Source organism: Bacillus sp. NPDC094064, from assembly GCF_050279585.1.
Taxonomy (GTDB): Bacteria; Bacillota; Bacilli; order Bacillales; family Bacillaceae_G; genus Bacillus_A.
The window spans coordinates 140,558-156,707 of the sequence record NZ_JBNNUI010000009.1 but is presented as its reverse complement, the minus strand read 5'-3'; the positions used below and the strand labels follow the sequence as shown (position 1 = coordinate 156,707).

Genomic DNA, 16,150 nt, shown 5'->3' with positions numbered 1-16,150 from the left:
AAAAACCTCCTAGCTATTGGAATCAAAATTTCAATCCAATAAATAGAAGGTTTTTAAATTAACCGCCAATTACCTATGTACTTTATTGCCTACATACGTAATTCGTTGGTTATTACATTTTGTTATGAAATACGCTTAACACCTTGTTACTACAGCGTTTACGAAGCCTTATGTTCAAGTCTCAGCTTATCCGCAACCATTGCGATAAACTCAGAATTCGTAGGTTTTGCTTTTGACATGGATACTGTATAACCAAATAAGGACGAAATCGAATCAATATTCCCACGGCTCCATGCTACTTCAATTGCGTGACGGATTGCGCGCTCGACACGACTTGCTGTTGTATTATACTTTTTCGCGATATCTGGATATAATACTTTCGTAATAGATCCTAATAATTCGATGTCATTGTATACCATAGAGATTGCTTCTCGTAAATACATATACCCTTTAATATGAGCAGGTACACCAATTTCATGAATGATACTCGTAATACTCGCATCTAAGTTTTTCGGTTTTCCATCTACTGTTGTCGCTGATCGGAAAGATGGCAATGGACGTTTAATGGTAGCGTTTACCTTACCACTCACTTGACGAATATGACTTGTTAAATTCTCCATATCAAATGGTTTTAATATGAAATATGAAGCACCTAAATCAACTGCTTTTTTCGTCACATCTTCTTGTCCAAATGCTGTTAACATAATTACGCTAGGTTGTCTTAGCCTTTCGATATGGCGCATTTTCTCTAGTACAGCTAAACCATCTAGATGTGGCATAATAATGTCTAATACGAGCACATCAGGCTGCCTGTCTTTTAATAAGTTTAAACACTCTTGTCCATTATAAGCAGTTCCGATTACTTCCATATCATCTTGAGCAGCAACATAACTCTCTAGCATTGATACTAATTCTTTATTATCATCCACAAGACATACTTTAATTTTCTCCACAGCTTTTCCTCCCTTACCGAATCGATTCTCCGACATGTGTATCCTTCTAGGCTACATGAATTGTTCGACAATTGTGTGAAAATTCCCTTTTAAAGTTTGTTACTTTCCGATAAAATCACAAAAAAATATGTTTATCGTTCATTTTTTCCCTTTCACAACACATTCCATCATAGAAATACAACGAAACGTTCAACCCTTTTCTTTTATTTTACAACAAAAAACACCTCTTGCGGAGCTTTTACAAAATTTCAACGAATTTTTGAACAGAAAAGCGAGCTAATTAATAAATTAGCTCGCTTTTTTTTCTTGATCATAAATATTAATTCCAGCCTCATGTAACATCCATTCAATATGAACACCGTACCCTGACGTTGGATCATTTACAAATACATGTGTAACTGCACCAATTACTTTCCCGTCTTGTACGATTGGACTTCCACTCATTCCTTGTACGATACCACCCGTTTTCGCTAATAAACGTTTATCTGTTACTTTGATAACCATACCCTTTGTAGCTGGAAATTTTTGTGGCACTGTACTAACAACTTCAATATCAAACGATTCCACTTTATCTTGATCAATAACTGTTAAAATCTTTGCTGGACCTTCTTTTACTTGATTTGATAATGCAATAGGCATTGCTTTATCCATTATGCCGTTTGTCATATTCGTATTTAACTTCCCAAAAATACCAAATGGACTGTTTATTGTAATATTACCAATCACTTCACGATCTGGCGAGAATCTTGCTAATTTCTCTCCTGGATTCCCATGACTTCCTCTTTCAATTGATGTAACTGTTGAACGCATAATTTGCCCATCTTCAACTTGAATCGGTTTCTTTGTATCATTATCAGAAATAACATGACCAAGCGCCCCGTATTTCATAGAATCTGGGTGAACAAATGTCATCGTTCCGATTCCAGCTGCCGAATCTCGAATATATAAGCCAATACGATAAGACGATTCACCACTATCTTTTTGTGGTGTTAACTTCGTGCGAATGTATTTTCCATCTCGTAACAAAACAAGATTAAGCGGCTCACCTGTTTCACCACTACTATGAACAAATGGTGCTACATCACTCATTCTTTCAATTGTTTTACCATTAATTTCAGTAATCATATCTCCAATTTGCACACCTGCTGTTTCACCAGGAGATATTTTACCTTTTTCAGTTTGAATTAAATGATGGCCTACAACTAGTACACCTTTTGTGTTTAATTTCACACCAATCGATTGTCCACCTGGAATCACTTTAAAATCTTTCAGCACTTTCACATTTACTTTTTTCACTGGAAAACCAGCAAGTTGAAACACCATATCTGCTTCACCATTTTGATGAGAATTTACCATAAGTCCTTGTTTTTGTTCATTTGAACTCACTGTAAACACATGACGATTTGTAGATGAAGCTTGAAAAACTGGTAATGAAGCTATTTCTGATTGTTGCCCTTCAAAAATAACAAGTTGTTTCGGTGATGAAATAAACGTCCGAAGCGGTTTAAAACATCCAATACAAACTAAAGAAACAAGGAGACAAAGACCTATTATTTTGCGAAATCTTTCTAATTTCAATTTGTTCACTCTCCTCGCTCCTACCCCACATTCAGCCTATCGGCTTCACTTTTTAATCTCTCCTTGCAGTGCTTTATTTATAACCGGAAGAATTAAGAAATCGTCATTTGAGAAAAAAAGCTATCCATTACTGGATAGCCTCTGCTGTCTGTTTAAAATGATGCGCTTGCGTAAGCAACTCTTTCGCATGTTCTGTCGTTAAATCCGTAATTTCCACACCAGAAATCATTCGAGCTATTTCTGTTACTTTATCCTCCATAGTTAAAACGGTAACTGATGTAATTGTCCGATCATTTGCTACCTGTTTTCGAATAAATAAATGTGAATCCGCCATTGAAGCTACTTGAGGTAAGTGCGTAATACAAAGTACTTGCGAGTTTACTGATACACGATAAATTTTCTCTGCAATAGCCTGTGCAACTCGACCACTCACACCCGTATCCACTTCATCAAAAATAACAGACGCAACACCTTGATGCTTAGAAAAAATACTTTTTAAAGCTAAAATAATACGAGATAACTCTCCACCAGAAGCGACCTTTGAAAGTGGTTTTAGCGGTTCACCTGGGTTCGTTGAAATATAAAACTCCACATGATCATAACCATCCGCTGTCAGTCTTATTGGTGTACCTTCCACAAGAGGTTCTTCTGCATTTCCTTCTCTCTTCATGATTCTCACTTCAAATTTCGTTTTTTCCATATATAATTCTTTTAATTCCTGATGAATGGCATTTGTAAGATGCTCTGCAAGCTCATGACGCATATTACTTAACAACGTTGCTTCTTGCAGAATAACACTTTCTAATTCCTTTAACTGTTTCTTCGTCGTTTCAATATGAACATCTTTATTTTCAATTGTAAAAATTTCTTGTTCAATTTTATCAGCATACGCTAAAATCTCTTCTACAGTATTTCCATATTTTCTCTTTAGCATACGAATTTCATTTAAACGTGTCTCAATTTCATCTAGGCGATTCGGATCATATTCCATCATATCGAGCTTTTCTCTAAGTTGATACGCAACTTCTTCTAATAAATAATAGCTATTTGCAATCGAATCATGGTTTTCCTGGTACACTTCATCTAAATGTGTAATACTCTCCATTTGTCCCATTGCGCTTCTTACATTATCTAATCCTTGTCCGTCAGCACTTAACGAACGATACGCATCACCTAACGCTTTATAAATCTTTTCAAAATTAGAAATTTGTAATCGTTCCTCGGTTAATTCATTTTCTTCATCCATTTTTAAATCAGCCTTACGAATTTCCTCATGCTGGAATTGAATTAAATCTAAGCGATGTGCCATTTGTTGTTCATTTTCACTTAACGATTTCAATTGTTTTTTTAATTTCTCGTAGTCAGCGTATACATTTTGATATATATCCAATTGTTTAACAATACGCTCTCCATCAAAATGATCGAGCATAAACAGATGACGCTCTTCATTCATTAAATCTTGTGTCTCATGCTGTCCATGAATATCAACAAGCGTTTTCCCAATTTCTTTTAATATACTAAGTGTAACCAGTTTCCCATTTACACGACATACACTCTTTCCGTTTGAAGCGATGTCTCGCTTCAAAATAATCATGCCATCTTCTATTTCTATATCCAACTCTTCTGCCTTTTCAATACACGGATGCTTATCATCTTCTACATAAAATAGCCCCTCTATCTCAGCCTTTTCTGTTCCGTATCGAACAAATTCTGCTGAACCACGGCCACCTACAAGCAAGCTAATCGCATCAATAATAATCGATTTTCCGGCTCCTGTTTCTCCACTTAAAACCGTTAAACCTTTTTGGAAAGAAATATTTAATGCCTCAATAATAGCAAAGTTTCTAATCGATAATTCCGATAACAATGCCCCATTCACCTCGTTATAAACTAATCCCCTATTAGGGCTTTTCTCAGTTCTTTATTCAAATAGTCATACTATATGTTTGTATGTATACATTACTTTTCTAACCCGCTCCATTGTACCAAACATTTGTTTTACGGGTCAATCCACCTATTTTCTAACTTTATTCAAACAAAATATTATATTGCAATTGAAAATACATATTTTTAATCCATAAAAATATCCTGTTTACTTTCCACTTTACAGGGGAAAGTAAACAAGATTTTTTTGTTACAGCATATTTAAGAAACGATCAGAGACAACACCTGTGTCGTCAGGTGTACGGCAAATAATTAAGCAAGTATCATCACCACAAATGGTTCCGATGATCTCATCCCACTCTAAATGATCAATAAGTGCCCCAAGTGAATGAGCGTTACCAGGCAATGTTTTTAGCACAAGCATATGTCCTGCCGTGTCTAATTTTACAAATGAATCCACTAGATTTCGTTTTAATTTTTGTAACGGGTTAAATCGTTGATCTGCTGGCAAGCTATATTTATAGCGACCATCATGTAATGGCACTTTCACTAAGTGCAGCTCTTTAATATCGCGCGATACTGTCGCTTGCGTTACATTAAATCCCTCATTACGTAAAATATCAACTAATTCATCTTGTGTTTCAATTTCTTTGTTCGCAATAATTTCCCTGATTTTAATATGGCGCTGACCTTTATTCATACATTTGCACCTCACACTATCTCTTACCATAGTTTAAACATTGGTATACTTCACTTATTTATGTTAACGTATAATTCGTTACTTGTACACAATTGTTTTTACAATCATTATACAATTACAACAAAAAGAGGAACAACATATGTTATTCCCCTTTTCCTTTTTGTTTTAGAACGTCATGCGCTTCTGTAACAACTTGCTCAACTGAAACCGGAGAATGATTTTCGCCATTCTCACGTTCACCATGCCATTTCAGATGAATTAAAAATTCAATATTACCATCCCCACCCGTAATCGGCGAGAATGTTAAGCCTTCCACATTATAGCCTTCTTTTAAAGCAAAATCGACAATCATTTCTACGACAGCTTCATGTACTTTTCTATCGCGAACGATGCCTTTTTTCCCAACTTGCTCTCTTCCAGCTTCAAACTGCGGTTTAATTAACGCCGCTACATCACCATTAGGCATAAGCATCGTTTTTAAAACAGGCAGTATAAGCTTTAATGATATAAATGAAACATCGATACTAGCAAATTGCGGTAAACCACGTTCTAAGTCTGCTGGTGTCACGTAACGGAAATTTGTGCGCTCCATTACGACAACACGCTCATCTTGACGTAATTTCCACGCAAGTTGATTATATCCTACATCTAATGCATAAGATAATTTCGCTCCATTTTGAAGCGCGCAATCTGTAAAGCCACCAGTTGATGAACCAATATCTATCATAACTTTATCTTGTAAATCAAGATGGAATGTCTCTAATGCCTTTTCAAGTTTATAACCACCACGGCTTACATACGGCATAACTTGTCCCTTCACCGTAATTTCTGTATCTTGTGGGATTTTCTCTCCTGGCTTATCAAGTCTCATCTCGTTCGCATATACGAGTCCGGCCATAATAGCTCGTTTCGCTTTCTCACGCGTTTCTATAAGTCCTCGCTCTACTAATAGTACATCTACTCTTTCTTTTTTTACACTCATTTGTTACGCCCTTTTTTGTTTTGATGGAATCATTGTATGAATACGGTCTACAACTGCATCTGTCGTTAAACCAATTTCTTCTAATAATTTTGTTACACTACCGTGCTCTATGAAACGATCTGGAATACCCATTCGTTCAATTAATGTACTATGGTATCCGTTCTCAGACGCAAATTCAACTACCCCTGTTCCAAAACCACCGATTAAACAAGCTTCTTCAATCGTTAATATCGGTATATTCTTCCCTAAGAGATCATGTAAATATGCTTCATCCATTGGTTTAATAAAACGAGCGTTCACTACTTTCACTGAAACTCCCGCCTTTTCAAGACGCTCCGCCGCTTCCATTGCCATTGGAATTGTCGTACCAAATGTTAAAATAGCTGCTTGTGTGCCTTCTTTTAACGTTTCCCATGTGCCGATTGGAATCGCCTTTAATTTTTCATCCATAGGAACGCCAAGTCCATTACCGCGTGCATAGCGTAATGCGATCGGACCATCTTCATATTGCATCGCTGTATATACTAAATGTTGCCCTTCATTTTCATCTTTTGGCATCATAATTACCATATTCGGCAAGTGGCGTAAGAATGAGATGTCAAATACACCTTGATGCGTTTCACCATCTGCTCCTACTAAACCAGAGCGATCGATTCCGATGAAAACATTTAAATTTTGGCGGCATATATCATGAACAACTTGGTCATATGCTCTTTGTAAAAATGTTGAATAAATTGCTAAGAATGGCTTCATTCCTTGCGTTGCCATACCTGCTGCCATTGTTGTGGCGTGCTGTTCTGCAATACCTACATCAATCATACGATTTGGGAATTCTTTTTGGAATTTCTCAAGTTTTGATCCCACAGGCATTGCAGGAGTAATTGCAACGATACGTTCATCTTCTCTCGCTAACTTAAGTACTGTTTCACTAACGACAGCACTCCATGCTGGTGCAACTTCTTTCGGTTTAACGAAGTCACCTGATTCAATTTTATACGGTCCTGTTCCATGCCAAGTTCCAATAACGTCACTCTCAGCCGGTTTATAACCTTTTCCTTTTTTCGTAATAACATGAACAAGCACTGGGCCTTTTGTTTTCTTTGCATATTGCAACGTTTCGAATAACTTTTCATAATCATGCCCATCGACTGGTCCTAAATATGTAAAGCCTAACTCTTCGAAAAAGACGCCTGATACTAGTAGATATTTAAGACTATCTTTTATTTTCTCTGCTGTCGCAGCCACTTTCCCGCCAACCGCTGGGATTTTTTTCAATATATACTCTAGTTCATCTTTTACCCAGTGATATTTCCCTGCAGTACGTAGACGGCCAAGTACATTATGAAGCGCACCAACGTTTGGTGCAATTGACATTTCATTGTCATTCAAAATAACAATCATGTCTGTTTTTTCATGTCCAATATGATTCAATGCCTCTAAAGCCATTCCGCCTGTTAAAGCACCATCTCCAATAATTGGTATAACGTATTCTTCCGTTTTCTTTAAGTCACGTGCTAGAGCCATTCCCATTGCAGCGGATAAAGATGTCGAGCTATGACCAGTTTCCCATACATCATGCTCACTTTCACAGCGTTTTGGGAAGCCACATAAGCCTTGATATTGTCTTAATGTACCGAATTCTTTCGCACGTCCTGTTAAAATCTTATGTACATAGGATTGATGTCCTACGTCCCATAAAAATTTATCTTTCGGACTATCAAATAATTTATGCAGAGCAATTGTGAGTTCTACTACACCTAAATTAGGTGCAATATGTCCACCTGTTTGAGAGAGCTCTTCAATTAAAAACTTACGAATATCCTCACTCAATCCCTCTAGTTCACTGATAGACATATCTTTCAAAAAACTAGGGTTTTGAATTTGCGTTAGATCCACATGGATCACTCACTTTCATTTCATAATCTGTCAACATGTCAAATACTATAAAAAGATTTACACAACACAAGAAATTCTCTTTTCTATTTTTTATCTCGTTTTGCTATTCACCAGTCTATTGTACCCTAATCCTATTATAAACCATATTTCTTTCGGCGATGAAAAAAATAGCCGCTAACACGAAGTGATAACGGCAATGTAATCTACATATATTTTTGCCAATAACAAGAAAAGAAAAACCTTTTCCTACATTTATATCATAAAATGATAAATGACTCAACAAATGAAAACGCTGTTATATTAGTTATTACGTTTTGCAATCAAATCACAAATGGATACTAGATATTCATCTTGTAATTGCAAGGAGCTAATCGCATCTTTTGCTTTTGCAATTGTTTCTTCTAAAATATCTTTTGCTCTATCTACAGTAAATAACGTTGTATATGTACTCTTTTCATTTGAAACATCACTACCAATCGGTTTTCCAATCTCTTCCTCGGTTCCTTCTACATCTAAAATATCATCTCGAATTTGGAAAGCTAGGCCGATATATTTTGCAAACGTAAGCAAGTTTTTTTCTTGCTCTTCTGTGGCATCAGCAAGTATCGCTCCTGCCAGTACAGCAAACTCAAGCAGTTTCCCTGTCTTATGCTTATGGATGTACTCCAACTCATCAATCGTAAGCTGTTTCCCTTCGGCTTCCATATCTGCCACTTGTCCGCCAACCATTCCTTCTGGTCCTGCTGCCTTTGCAAGTTCAAGTACAAGTCTTACTTTTTTTTCAGCAGAGATTTCGTTTTGCTCATATGCCATAATAACTTGAAAAGCATACGTCAACAAACCATCTCCTGCTAGAACTGCCATCGCTTCACCAAATACTTTATGATTTGTGGGCTTTCCTCTTCTTAAATCATCATCATCCATACAAGGTAAATCATCATGAACCAACGAGTATGTATGAATCATTTCAAGAGCACAAGCTGCACCTACTCCAAGATTTCTTTCTTTCCCAAACGCTTGTAACGTTGCAAATAAAAGTAACGGGCGGAGACGTTTTCCACCCGCTTCCAAAGAATATGCCATCGCTTCACGAAGTACATTTGGACATTGTAATTCATTTGCATAGCTTACAAGTTTCTCTTCTACGAAAGTTTTACTTTCTTTCAAAAAAGTATCAAAAGCGATAGTCACTATGCTTCATCTCCTAAAGCAGTAAACGGTTCAAGCTCTCCATTTTCCCCAAGAATAACTGCCATTTGTTCTTGTACATTCTTCAACTTCTCATCACAAAGCTTCGATAACTCCATACCCTCTTTAAAATAAGAGATTGCTTCTTCTAAAGGTACGTCACCTTGCTCTAGCTTAGAAACGAGATGCTCAAGTTGCGAAATTGCCTCTTCAAAGCTTAATTTATTTTCCATTATTCAATTCACGCTCCTCTATGCCTGATACGCTACAATCTAGTATTCCATCTTGTAATTGAACTGAAACAGCATCTCCAAGGCCGACATCTTTCACACTTTTTAACACTTGCTTCTCTTCATCATATACAAGTCCATACCCTCTCATCATTACTTTAAGCGGACTTAACGCTTCAAGTTTTTGAGCAGCTCTTACAAAGGCAAATTCTTTTGTTTGGAGTAACGTTTGCATTTCACGTTGTAATTGCTTTTGCAACGTTTCAATTGCTACCTTCGTTTGCATAATTTTTTGAGATGGATGGTGTTTTTCTAAATAAAACGAAAGCTGTTTTAACTGGTTTACTTTTTTATCAATATAGCGCTCTTTCGCTAACACAAGCTGTTCTAATGCTCGATCTAATTGCTCTTCCTTTTGTTCATATACTTGTCTTGGATAACGGAACGCATAAGATTTTTGCAATACTTGCAATTTTCCTTCTTTTTTATGTACTAACTCTCTCATCGCTCTTTGCAATCTGAGAGTTCTTTGTAATACCTTTTCTTGCAACTCTATAATGTTAGGTGCTGCCAGCTCAGCTGCTGCAGTCGGTGTTGGCGCGCGCAAATCAGCAACAAAATCTGCGATTGTAAAATCCGTTTCATGGCCTACTGCCGAAATAATAGGAATTTCACTTTTAAAGATTGCTCTTGCAACCATTTCTTCGTTGAAAGCCCACAATTCCTCAATAGAACCTCCTCCGCGTCCAACGATTAGTACATCTATCTTTCCCATTTCATTCGCTGTACGAATTGCTTGTACAATTGAGGGAGCCGCTGACTCCCCCTGTACAAGTACTGGAAATACAATAACATTTCCAATTGGATAACGACGTTTAATCGTTGTTATAATATCACGAATCGCTGCCCCTGTTGGCGACGTAATCACACCTATTGTTTTAGCATATGGGGGAATTGTTTTTTTATAAACTTGAGAAAACAAGCCTTCTTCCTCTAAACGAACTTTTAACTGTTCGTAAGCTAAATGCAAGTTTCCGATCCCATCAGGTTGCATGTCTTGAATATAAATTTGATAAGAACCACTCGCCTCGTAAACAGAGATTTTCCCTTTCACGAGTACTTTCATGCCATTCTCTGGTCTGAATTTAATATTACGATTATGACCCGCAAACATAACCGCTGCAATTCTTGCATTTTCATCTTTCAATGTAAAATACATATGACCACGGCTATGATTTTTAAAATTGGAAATTTCACCTTTTAACCAAACAGACTGCAAATGCGGGTCGTATTCTATTTTTGTTTTTATATAGCGTGTTAATGCTGTAACGGTTAAATATTGTTTCTCCATTTCTCTCTCCTCATAGCCGACTCAAATTATTTACAAACAACACCTGCACGCTTGGCAGATTCAACAGTATTATGAAGAAGCATAGTAATCGTCATTGGACCAACACCCTTTGGAACAGGCGTAATGTATCCTGCGACATCTAATACGTTGTCAAAGTCAACATCACCACAAAGCTTTCCTGTTTCTAAGCGATTTACGCCAACGTCAATTACAACTGCTCCTTCTTTAATGTAATCAGCAGTTATCATTTTAGGTCGTCCAACTGCTACGATTAAAATATCCGCTAACTTCGATAATTCTTTCATATTTTGCGTCTTAGAATGACAGTATGTGACAGTTGCATTTTCATTTAAGAACAATTGTCCCACTGGTTTGCCAACAATATTACTTCTTCCAATTACTACAACATGTTTTCCCGAAATATCAAGATTCGTTTCTTTTACTAGTTCTACAATACCATGTGGTGTACATGGAAGGAATGTATCTTGCCCCGTCATCATACGTCCCACGCTGATTGGGTGAAATCCATCTACATCCTTTTCTGGTGAAATTCTTTCAATGATAGCTTTTTCTTCAATATGTTTTGGTAAAGGTAATTGCACTAATATGCCATTAATGCGGTCATCGCCATTTAAGCGATCGATTTCAGCAAGCAAACGCTCCTCAGTAATTGTTTCAGGAAGTTCAATTAGCTCTGAATAGATTCCTACTTGTTCACAGCCTTTTTCTTTTCCTTTTACGTAAGAACGAGATGCTGGATCTTCTCCAACTAAAATAACTGCTAATCCTGGTACAATCCCTTGCTCTTTCAACTTCACAACTTCATCTGTTAATTGTGCTCGTTTTTTCTCCGCAACTTCATTTCCTTTGATGATTACTGCTACCATTTTAAGATTCCCCCTTAAAGAAATTACAGTGTATCTTTTATATTAGATAAAACGCCGTTAATAAAACGACGAGATTCCTCATCCCCAAATGTTTTAGCAATTTCAATTGCCTCGTTAATTGTTACATTGTGTGGAATTTCTTCCATGTATTTCATTTCATACACAGCTACACGTAAAATACTGCGATCAACAATACTAATACGCTCAAGCTTCCACTTTTTTAAATTTTGACGAATTGCTTCATCAATTGCTTCTTTATTTTCTACAAAACCTACAACAAGTGATTCTAGAAATTCATTTGTTTCTTCACCTTCATCTAGCGTGTTTTCCACCGCTACTTTCGGTTCTAATTCACCTGTAATATCCATTTGATATAATGCTTGCATAGCTCTTTCTCTAGCCGTCCTACGTTTCATTGTAACTCTCCTTTATGCTTCAAGTCTTTCCTTATGCTTTGTTATATTATTATAATTTATAAGCCGTCAATTCACTTACTCTTACAGTTTTCATTGATTTTCCAACCTTATAATACAATGATAATAACACAATTTATCGTTTCACACACGGGTTACAAGGCTGAAAAATAATAAAAAGATTAACTTCAAGTTCCATATCTTATCACAATGTACGTTTTTTGGAAAAATGAAGTATTTTCTTTTTTATTTCTCATTTTTTGAAATAGTATAATAATTAGGGGGTTGTAATTTGTGAAGAAATAAAACGTTAAAAAAGATGCCTATGTTACTAGGCACCTTTTTCATTCTTACACTGGTTCGATTTCTGTTTTTTGTGTTTCGAATGTTACGCCAACGATGTGAACATTCACTTCTTTTGGCTCAAGTCCTGTCATTGTAAAGAGTGCTTGGCGAATGTTGTCTTGAATCTTTTGTGCAACAACTGGAATTGCTACGCCAAAATACATTACAACATAAAGGTCAACGATAATATCTTCGTTTGCTAATTCAACCTTTACACCTTTACCATGATTTTTCTTACCTAACTTCTCAACAACATCTGTAGCAAAATTACCGCGCATTGCCGCTACACCTTCTACTTCAGCAGCTGCAATACCAGCAATTACTTCAATTACTTCTGGTGCAATTTCTACTTTACCAAGAGTTGTATCTTGACCCATATCTAACATATGTTCAGCCATGAAAAAAACCTCCTTTAATGTATCACTGCGTCACAAGTTCATGCTCTTCCAAAAATTTCGTATTAAACTCACCTTTTACAAAATCAGGATGATCTAACAATTGCAAATGGAACGGGATTGTTGTATGTACGCCTTCAATGACAAATTCACTAAGCGCTCGCTTCATTTTTGCAATTGCCTCTTCACGTGTTTTTCCGTGAACAATTAATTTAGCAACCATCGAATCATAGAAAGGTGGGATTGAATATCCCGGATATACAGCTGAATCGACGCGAATACCAAATCCGCCTGGTGGTAAGTACATTTCTACTTTACCTGGAGATGGCATAAATTTTTTGGCAGGGTTTTCCGCATTAATTCGACATTCAATTGCCCAACCATTAAATTGTACTTCTTCTTGCTGTAACGATAGCTTTTCTCCAGAAGCAACAAGAATTTGTTCTTTAATTAAGTCCATCCCTGTTACCATTTCAGTAACCGGATGCTCAACTTGAATTCTCGTATTCATCTCCATGAAATAAAAGCTTTTCGTTTTATATTCATAAATAAACTCAACCGTACCAGCACCTGTATAATCAACCGCTACCGCCGCTTTAACTGCCGCTTCACCCATCTGCTTGCGAATATTTTCATCAAGTGCAGGTGATGGACTTTCTTCTAATAGTTTTTGCAAACGGCGCTGAATTGTACAATCACGCTCTCCTAAATGAATGGCATTTCCGTGTGTATCTGCCATTATTTGAATCTCAACATGGCGGAAATCTTCAACGTACTTTTCTAAGTATACACCAGGGTTCCCAAAAGCGGTACTAGCTTCTTGCTGTGTAATTTGAATTCCTTTTACAAGCTCTTCTTCATGGCGCGCAACACGAATACCTTTTCCGCCGCCACCTGCAGTCGCTTTAATAATAACTGGATATCCAATTTGATTAGCAAGCTCAATCGCTTCTTCGGTATTTTTAATAATCCCTTGTGAACCTGGTACAATCGGAACCCCTGCTTCTTTCATTGTATCACGAGCAACGTCTTTTGTGCCCATCTTTGAAATAGCTTCTGGACTTGGGCCGATAAAAATCAAGTTACATTCACGACATAACTCTGCAAAGTCTGCATTCTCTGCTAAAAATCCGTATCCCGGATGAATAGCATCGCAGCCCGTTAACTTCGCAACGCTAATAATGTTCGTCAAATTTAAGTAGCTTTCTTTTGAAACTGTTGGTCCTACACAATACGCCTCATCTGCAATTTGTACGTGAAGTGACTCTTTATCTGCTTCTGAATAAATTGCGACTGTTTCAATATCCATTTCTTTACAAGCACGAATAATTCGTACAGCAATTTCCCCACGATTGGCTATTAATACTTTTTTTATCATCACAAAGACTCCCTTATTACGCTTTTACAAGAAATAGCGGTTGTCCATACTCAACAAGCTGTCCGTTATTAACAAGAATTTCAACAATTTCGCCTTCTACATCTGCGTCAATTTCGTTAAATAATTTCATAGCCTCGACGATACATACGATAGAATCTTTCGATACTCTATCCCCAACACTTACATATGCAGGTGTATCAGGTGAAGATGAAGCATAAAATGTACCTACCATTGGTGATGTAATTTTATGTAGATTTTCATTTTGAACGGCTTTCTTCTCTTCTTGTTTTGGTGCTTCTACTTGCGCTGCTGCCACTGTTGTTTCTACTTCAACAGGCGCTACTGGTTGCATAGCTTGTTTTACTACAGGTGCTTGCATCGCAACAACTTCATTACCACGCTTTTTCATTTTAATTGTTGTACCATCTTTTTTGTATTCGAATTCATCAATATTAGAGCTATCAATTAATTTAATTAATTCACGAACTTCTTGAATTTTAAACATGTAAAATCCACTCCCATACTCTTGTTTGTCCCGTTTTTACAGATTTCCATCACTAAAACTAGATTGACTGTAAAAATACGATGTACTCTATTAGAAAATTTATTTCATTTACTAATAGAAATATTTACTATTCCTATCTTACGATAAATTTTTTAAACATTCCAATTTATTTTTCTTTGTAATAAATCGAAATTCCTGTAAAAATATTATTCCACCAAAAAATTATTACCTAGTAATAATACCAAGTTTCACACAAAATTGGCAAGACCACTTCCTAAAAAACATTCCTTACTTTTCAAAATACTACACAGTAAACCTACAATTCCCTCTCTACTCTTCACCTCATCTATGGTCAATAACATATTTTTACCAAATATTATTTTTTTGTTTACACACCGTTCATCGTTCCTTCATATAAAAATAGTATGTTCAAAGTGTAGAAAATATATTGTATCGAGGGGTGGACATATGATATGGCTCATTTTCTTCTTGCCTGCCGTAATAGTCTGGGCATTTGTTCTCTTCATCCACGTCAAATCTGGAAAAAGTAATCACCATTACCATGAACCGTTAATCTTTTACTCACAGCGTATTTCCCCGTTTCGAGTTGAACATAGTGAAAATAACTACAAAGATGATATAGAAAAAAGCTATCGAAAATGATAGCTTTTTTCTATTATTATTTTCATCTAACTATTTTGAAGTACATAAAACTGTATTTCATCCTACTATTTACATACAATCGCTAATAATCCGCGGGGAATCCCCCACGGATTAAAATTTCATTTATTTGGCTGGTGGATCAAATTTCACACCTACATCTTTTGATCCGCCTTCACTTCTTACAAGCTGTATAATTTTATTCGCTTCTTTTTGTGAATGCTTTGCCGCTTTCACAGTTACTCTAATGTCTGTTCCATCAGCTCTTACAAGGGCATCTTTATATCCTCCTTGAGACTTAATCACTGTCTCAAGTAATTCTTGTTTCGTTTCCATTGTAGTGATTGCATCAAAATTATCTTTCGCTTTACTCTTTTCTGTTGCTGAAGATTTTGATGAATTCATCACTTCTTGTAATCTTGCTTTTTGTTCACTTCGCTGATCTTCCATTTGCATACGTAACGCTGTGAAATTTTCATCACTTGATTGGACTGTTACGTTAGCTTCTTTTTTACTTGTTTCTTTTGTAGCACTCTCTTTTTTGTTTGTTTCTTTATTTGTTTCTTTATTTGGTGTTTCCTTGCTTGTATTTTCTTTATTTGAAGATTCTTTTGTTGTTTCCTTGCTTGGTGTTTCGTTTGTTACCGCTTTGTCAGTACCTTGCTTTTCTTGTCCAATTTTTTCACCAGTTGTTGGTGCTGCTGTATTCATTTTGTCAGGAGTTGTTACGTAATAAACAGATAGTACAACCACTAAACTTAACATCGTTAATAGCCAAACCGTTTGTTTTTTTAACACTTTATTT

Annotated in this window: 16 protein-coding genes; 1 reads left to right on the top strand and 15 read right to left on the bottom strand. The window is 36.3% G+C overall.

The window, feature by feature from the left end; translation table 11 throughout:
* Positions 1-158: 158 nt before the first annotated feature.
* The 14 genes from spo0A to accB all read right to left on the bottom strand — a co-directional run bounded on the left by spo0A (position 159) and on the right by accB (position 14,685).
* Positions 159-953 (bottom strand): sporulation transcription factor Spo0A, encoded by a 795-nt coding sequence (spo0A, locus tag ACQKNI_RS20265; protein ID WP_033665531.1) that lies wholly within the window; start codon positions 951-953, stop codon positions 159-161.
* 288 nt (positions 954-1,241) lie between these two features.
* Positions 1,242-2,540: a SpoIVB peptidase gene (spoIVB, locus tag ACQKNI_RS20260; RefSeq protein ID WP_088230976.1), complete on the bottom strand. Its 1,299-nt coding sequence runs from the start codon at positions 2,538-2,540 to the stop codon at positions 1,242-1,244.
* 118 nt (positions 2,541-2,658) lie between these two features.
* Complete coding sequence (gene recN / locus ACQKNI_RS20255) at positions 2,659-4,398, bottom strand: DNA repair protein RecN (protein ID WP_427282664.1); 1,740 nt, start codon at positions 4,396-4,398, stop codon at positions 2,659-2,661.
* Positions 4,399-4,665: 267 nt separating this feature from the next.
* A complete protein-coding gene (gene argR, locus ACQKNI_RS20250) occupies positions 4,666-5,115 on the bottom strand; it encodes an arginine repressor ArgR (protein ID WP_001032580.1) in 450 nt (149 codons plus the stop codon).
* A 142-nt stretch (positions 5,116-5,257) separates the two neighbouring features.
* Positions 5,258-6,097 (bottom strand): TlyA family RNA methyltransferase, encoded by an 840-nt coding sequence (locus ACQKNI_RS20245; protein ID WP_088230974.1) that lies wholly within the window; start codon positions 6,095-6,097, stop codon positions 5,258-5,260.
* A gap of 3 nt (positions 6,098-6,100) precedes the next feature.
* Positions 6,101-7,993 carry a 1-deoxy-D-xylulose-5-phosphate synthase gene (dxs, locus tag ACQKNI_RS20240; RefSeq protein WP_088230973.1) on the bottom strand — a complete coding sequence of 631 codons (1,893 nt, stop codon included), beginning with the start codon at positions 7,991-7,993 and terminating at the stop codon, positions 6,101-6,103.
* 300 nt (positions 7,994-8,293) lie between these two features.
* On the bottom strand, positions 8,294-9,184 hold the full coding sequence (gene ispA, locus ACQKNI_RS20235) for a (2E,6E)-farnesyl diphosphate synthase (RefSeq protein ID WP_088230972.1): 891 nt from the start codon (positions 9,182-9,184) through the stop codon (positions 8,294-8,296).
* Complete coding sequence (gene xseB, locus ACQKNI_RS20230; protein ID WP_088230971.1) at positions 9,184-9,414, bottom strand: exodeoxyribonuclease VII small subunit; 231 nt, start codon at positions 9,412-9,414, stop codon at positions 9,184-9,186. The genes ispA and xseB overlap by 1 nt, the downstream gene beginning before the upstream one ends.
* The gene (gene xseA, locus ACQKNI_RS20225; protein ID WP_088230970.1) at positions 9,404-10,762 is read right to left on the bottom strand and encodes an exodeoxyribonuclease VII large subunit; all 1,359 of its coding nucleotides are present in this window, start codon (positions 10,760-10,762) and stop codon (positions 9,404-9,406) included. Before xseA ends, xseB begins: the two co-directional genes overlap by 11 nt.
* A 26-nt stretch (positions 10,763-10,788) precedes the next feature.
* Complete coding sequence (gene folD, locus ACQKNI_RS20220; protein ID WP_098841285.1) at positions 10,789-11,649, bottom strand: bifunctional methylenetetrahydrofolate dehydrogenase/methenyltetrahydrofolate cyclohydrolase FolD; 861 nt, start codon at positions 11,647-11,649, stop codon at positions 10,789-10,791.
* 23 nt (positions 11,650-11,672) lie between these two features.
* Positions 11,673-12,065 (bottom strand): N utilization substance protein NusB, encoded by a 393-nt coding sequence (gene nusB, locus ACQKNI_RS20215; RefSeq protein WP_000830247.1) that lies wholly within the window; start codon positions 12,063-12,065, stop codon positions 11,673-11,675.
* Between the two features lie 347 nt (positions 12,066-12,412).
* Positions 12,413-12,805: an Asp23/Gls24 family envelope stress response protein gene (locus ACQKNI_RS20210; RefSeq protein ID WP_000807630.1), complete on the bottom strand. Its 393-nt coding sequence runs from the start codon at positions 12,803-12,805 to the stop codon at positions 12,413-12,415.
* Between the two features lie 22 nt (positions 12,806-12,827).
* Complete coding sequence (gene accC / locus ACQKNI_RS20205; RefSeq protein WP_000592883.1) at positions 12,828-14,180, bottom strand: acetyl-CoA carboxylase biotin carboxylase subunit; 1,353 nt, start codon at positions 14,178-14,180, stop codon at positions 12,828-12,830.
* Positions 14,181-14,196: 16 nt separating this feature from the next.
* Complete coding sequence (gene accB, locus ACQKNI_RS20200) at positions 14,197-14,685, bottom strand: acetyl-CoA carboxylase biotin carboxyl carrier protein (protein WP_088230969.1); 489 nt, start codon at positions 14,683-14,685, stop codon at positions 14,197-14,199.
* Positions 14,686-15,153: 468 nt separating this feature from the next.
* Here accB and ACQKNI_RS20195 point away from each other — a divergent pair, with 468 nt between their 5' ends.
* Positions 15,154-15,348 carry a DNA recombination protein RecO gene (locus tag ACQKNI_RS20195; protein ID WP_088230968.1) on the top strand — a complete coding sequence of 65 codons (195 nt, stop codon included), beginning with the start codon at positions 15,154-15,156 and terminating at the stop codon, positions 15,346-15,348.
* A gap of 123 nt (positions 15,349-15,471) precedes the next feature.
* Here the strand turns inward: ACQKNI_RS20195 and ACQKNI_RS20190 are convergent, their stop codons facing one another.
* Positions 15,472-16,143 carry a SpoIIIAH-like family protein gene (locus ACQKNI_RS20190; RefSeq protein ID WP_088230967.1) on the bottom strand — a complete coding sequence of 224 codons (672 nt, stop codon included), beginning with the start codon at positions 16,141-16,143 and terminating at the stop codon, positions 15,472-15,474.
* Positions 16,144-16,150 lie beyond the last annotated feature (7 nt).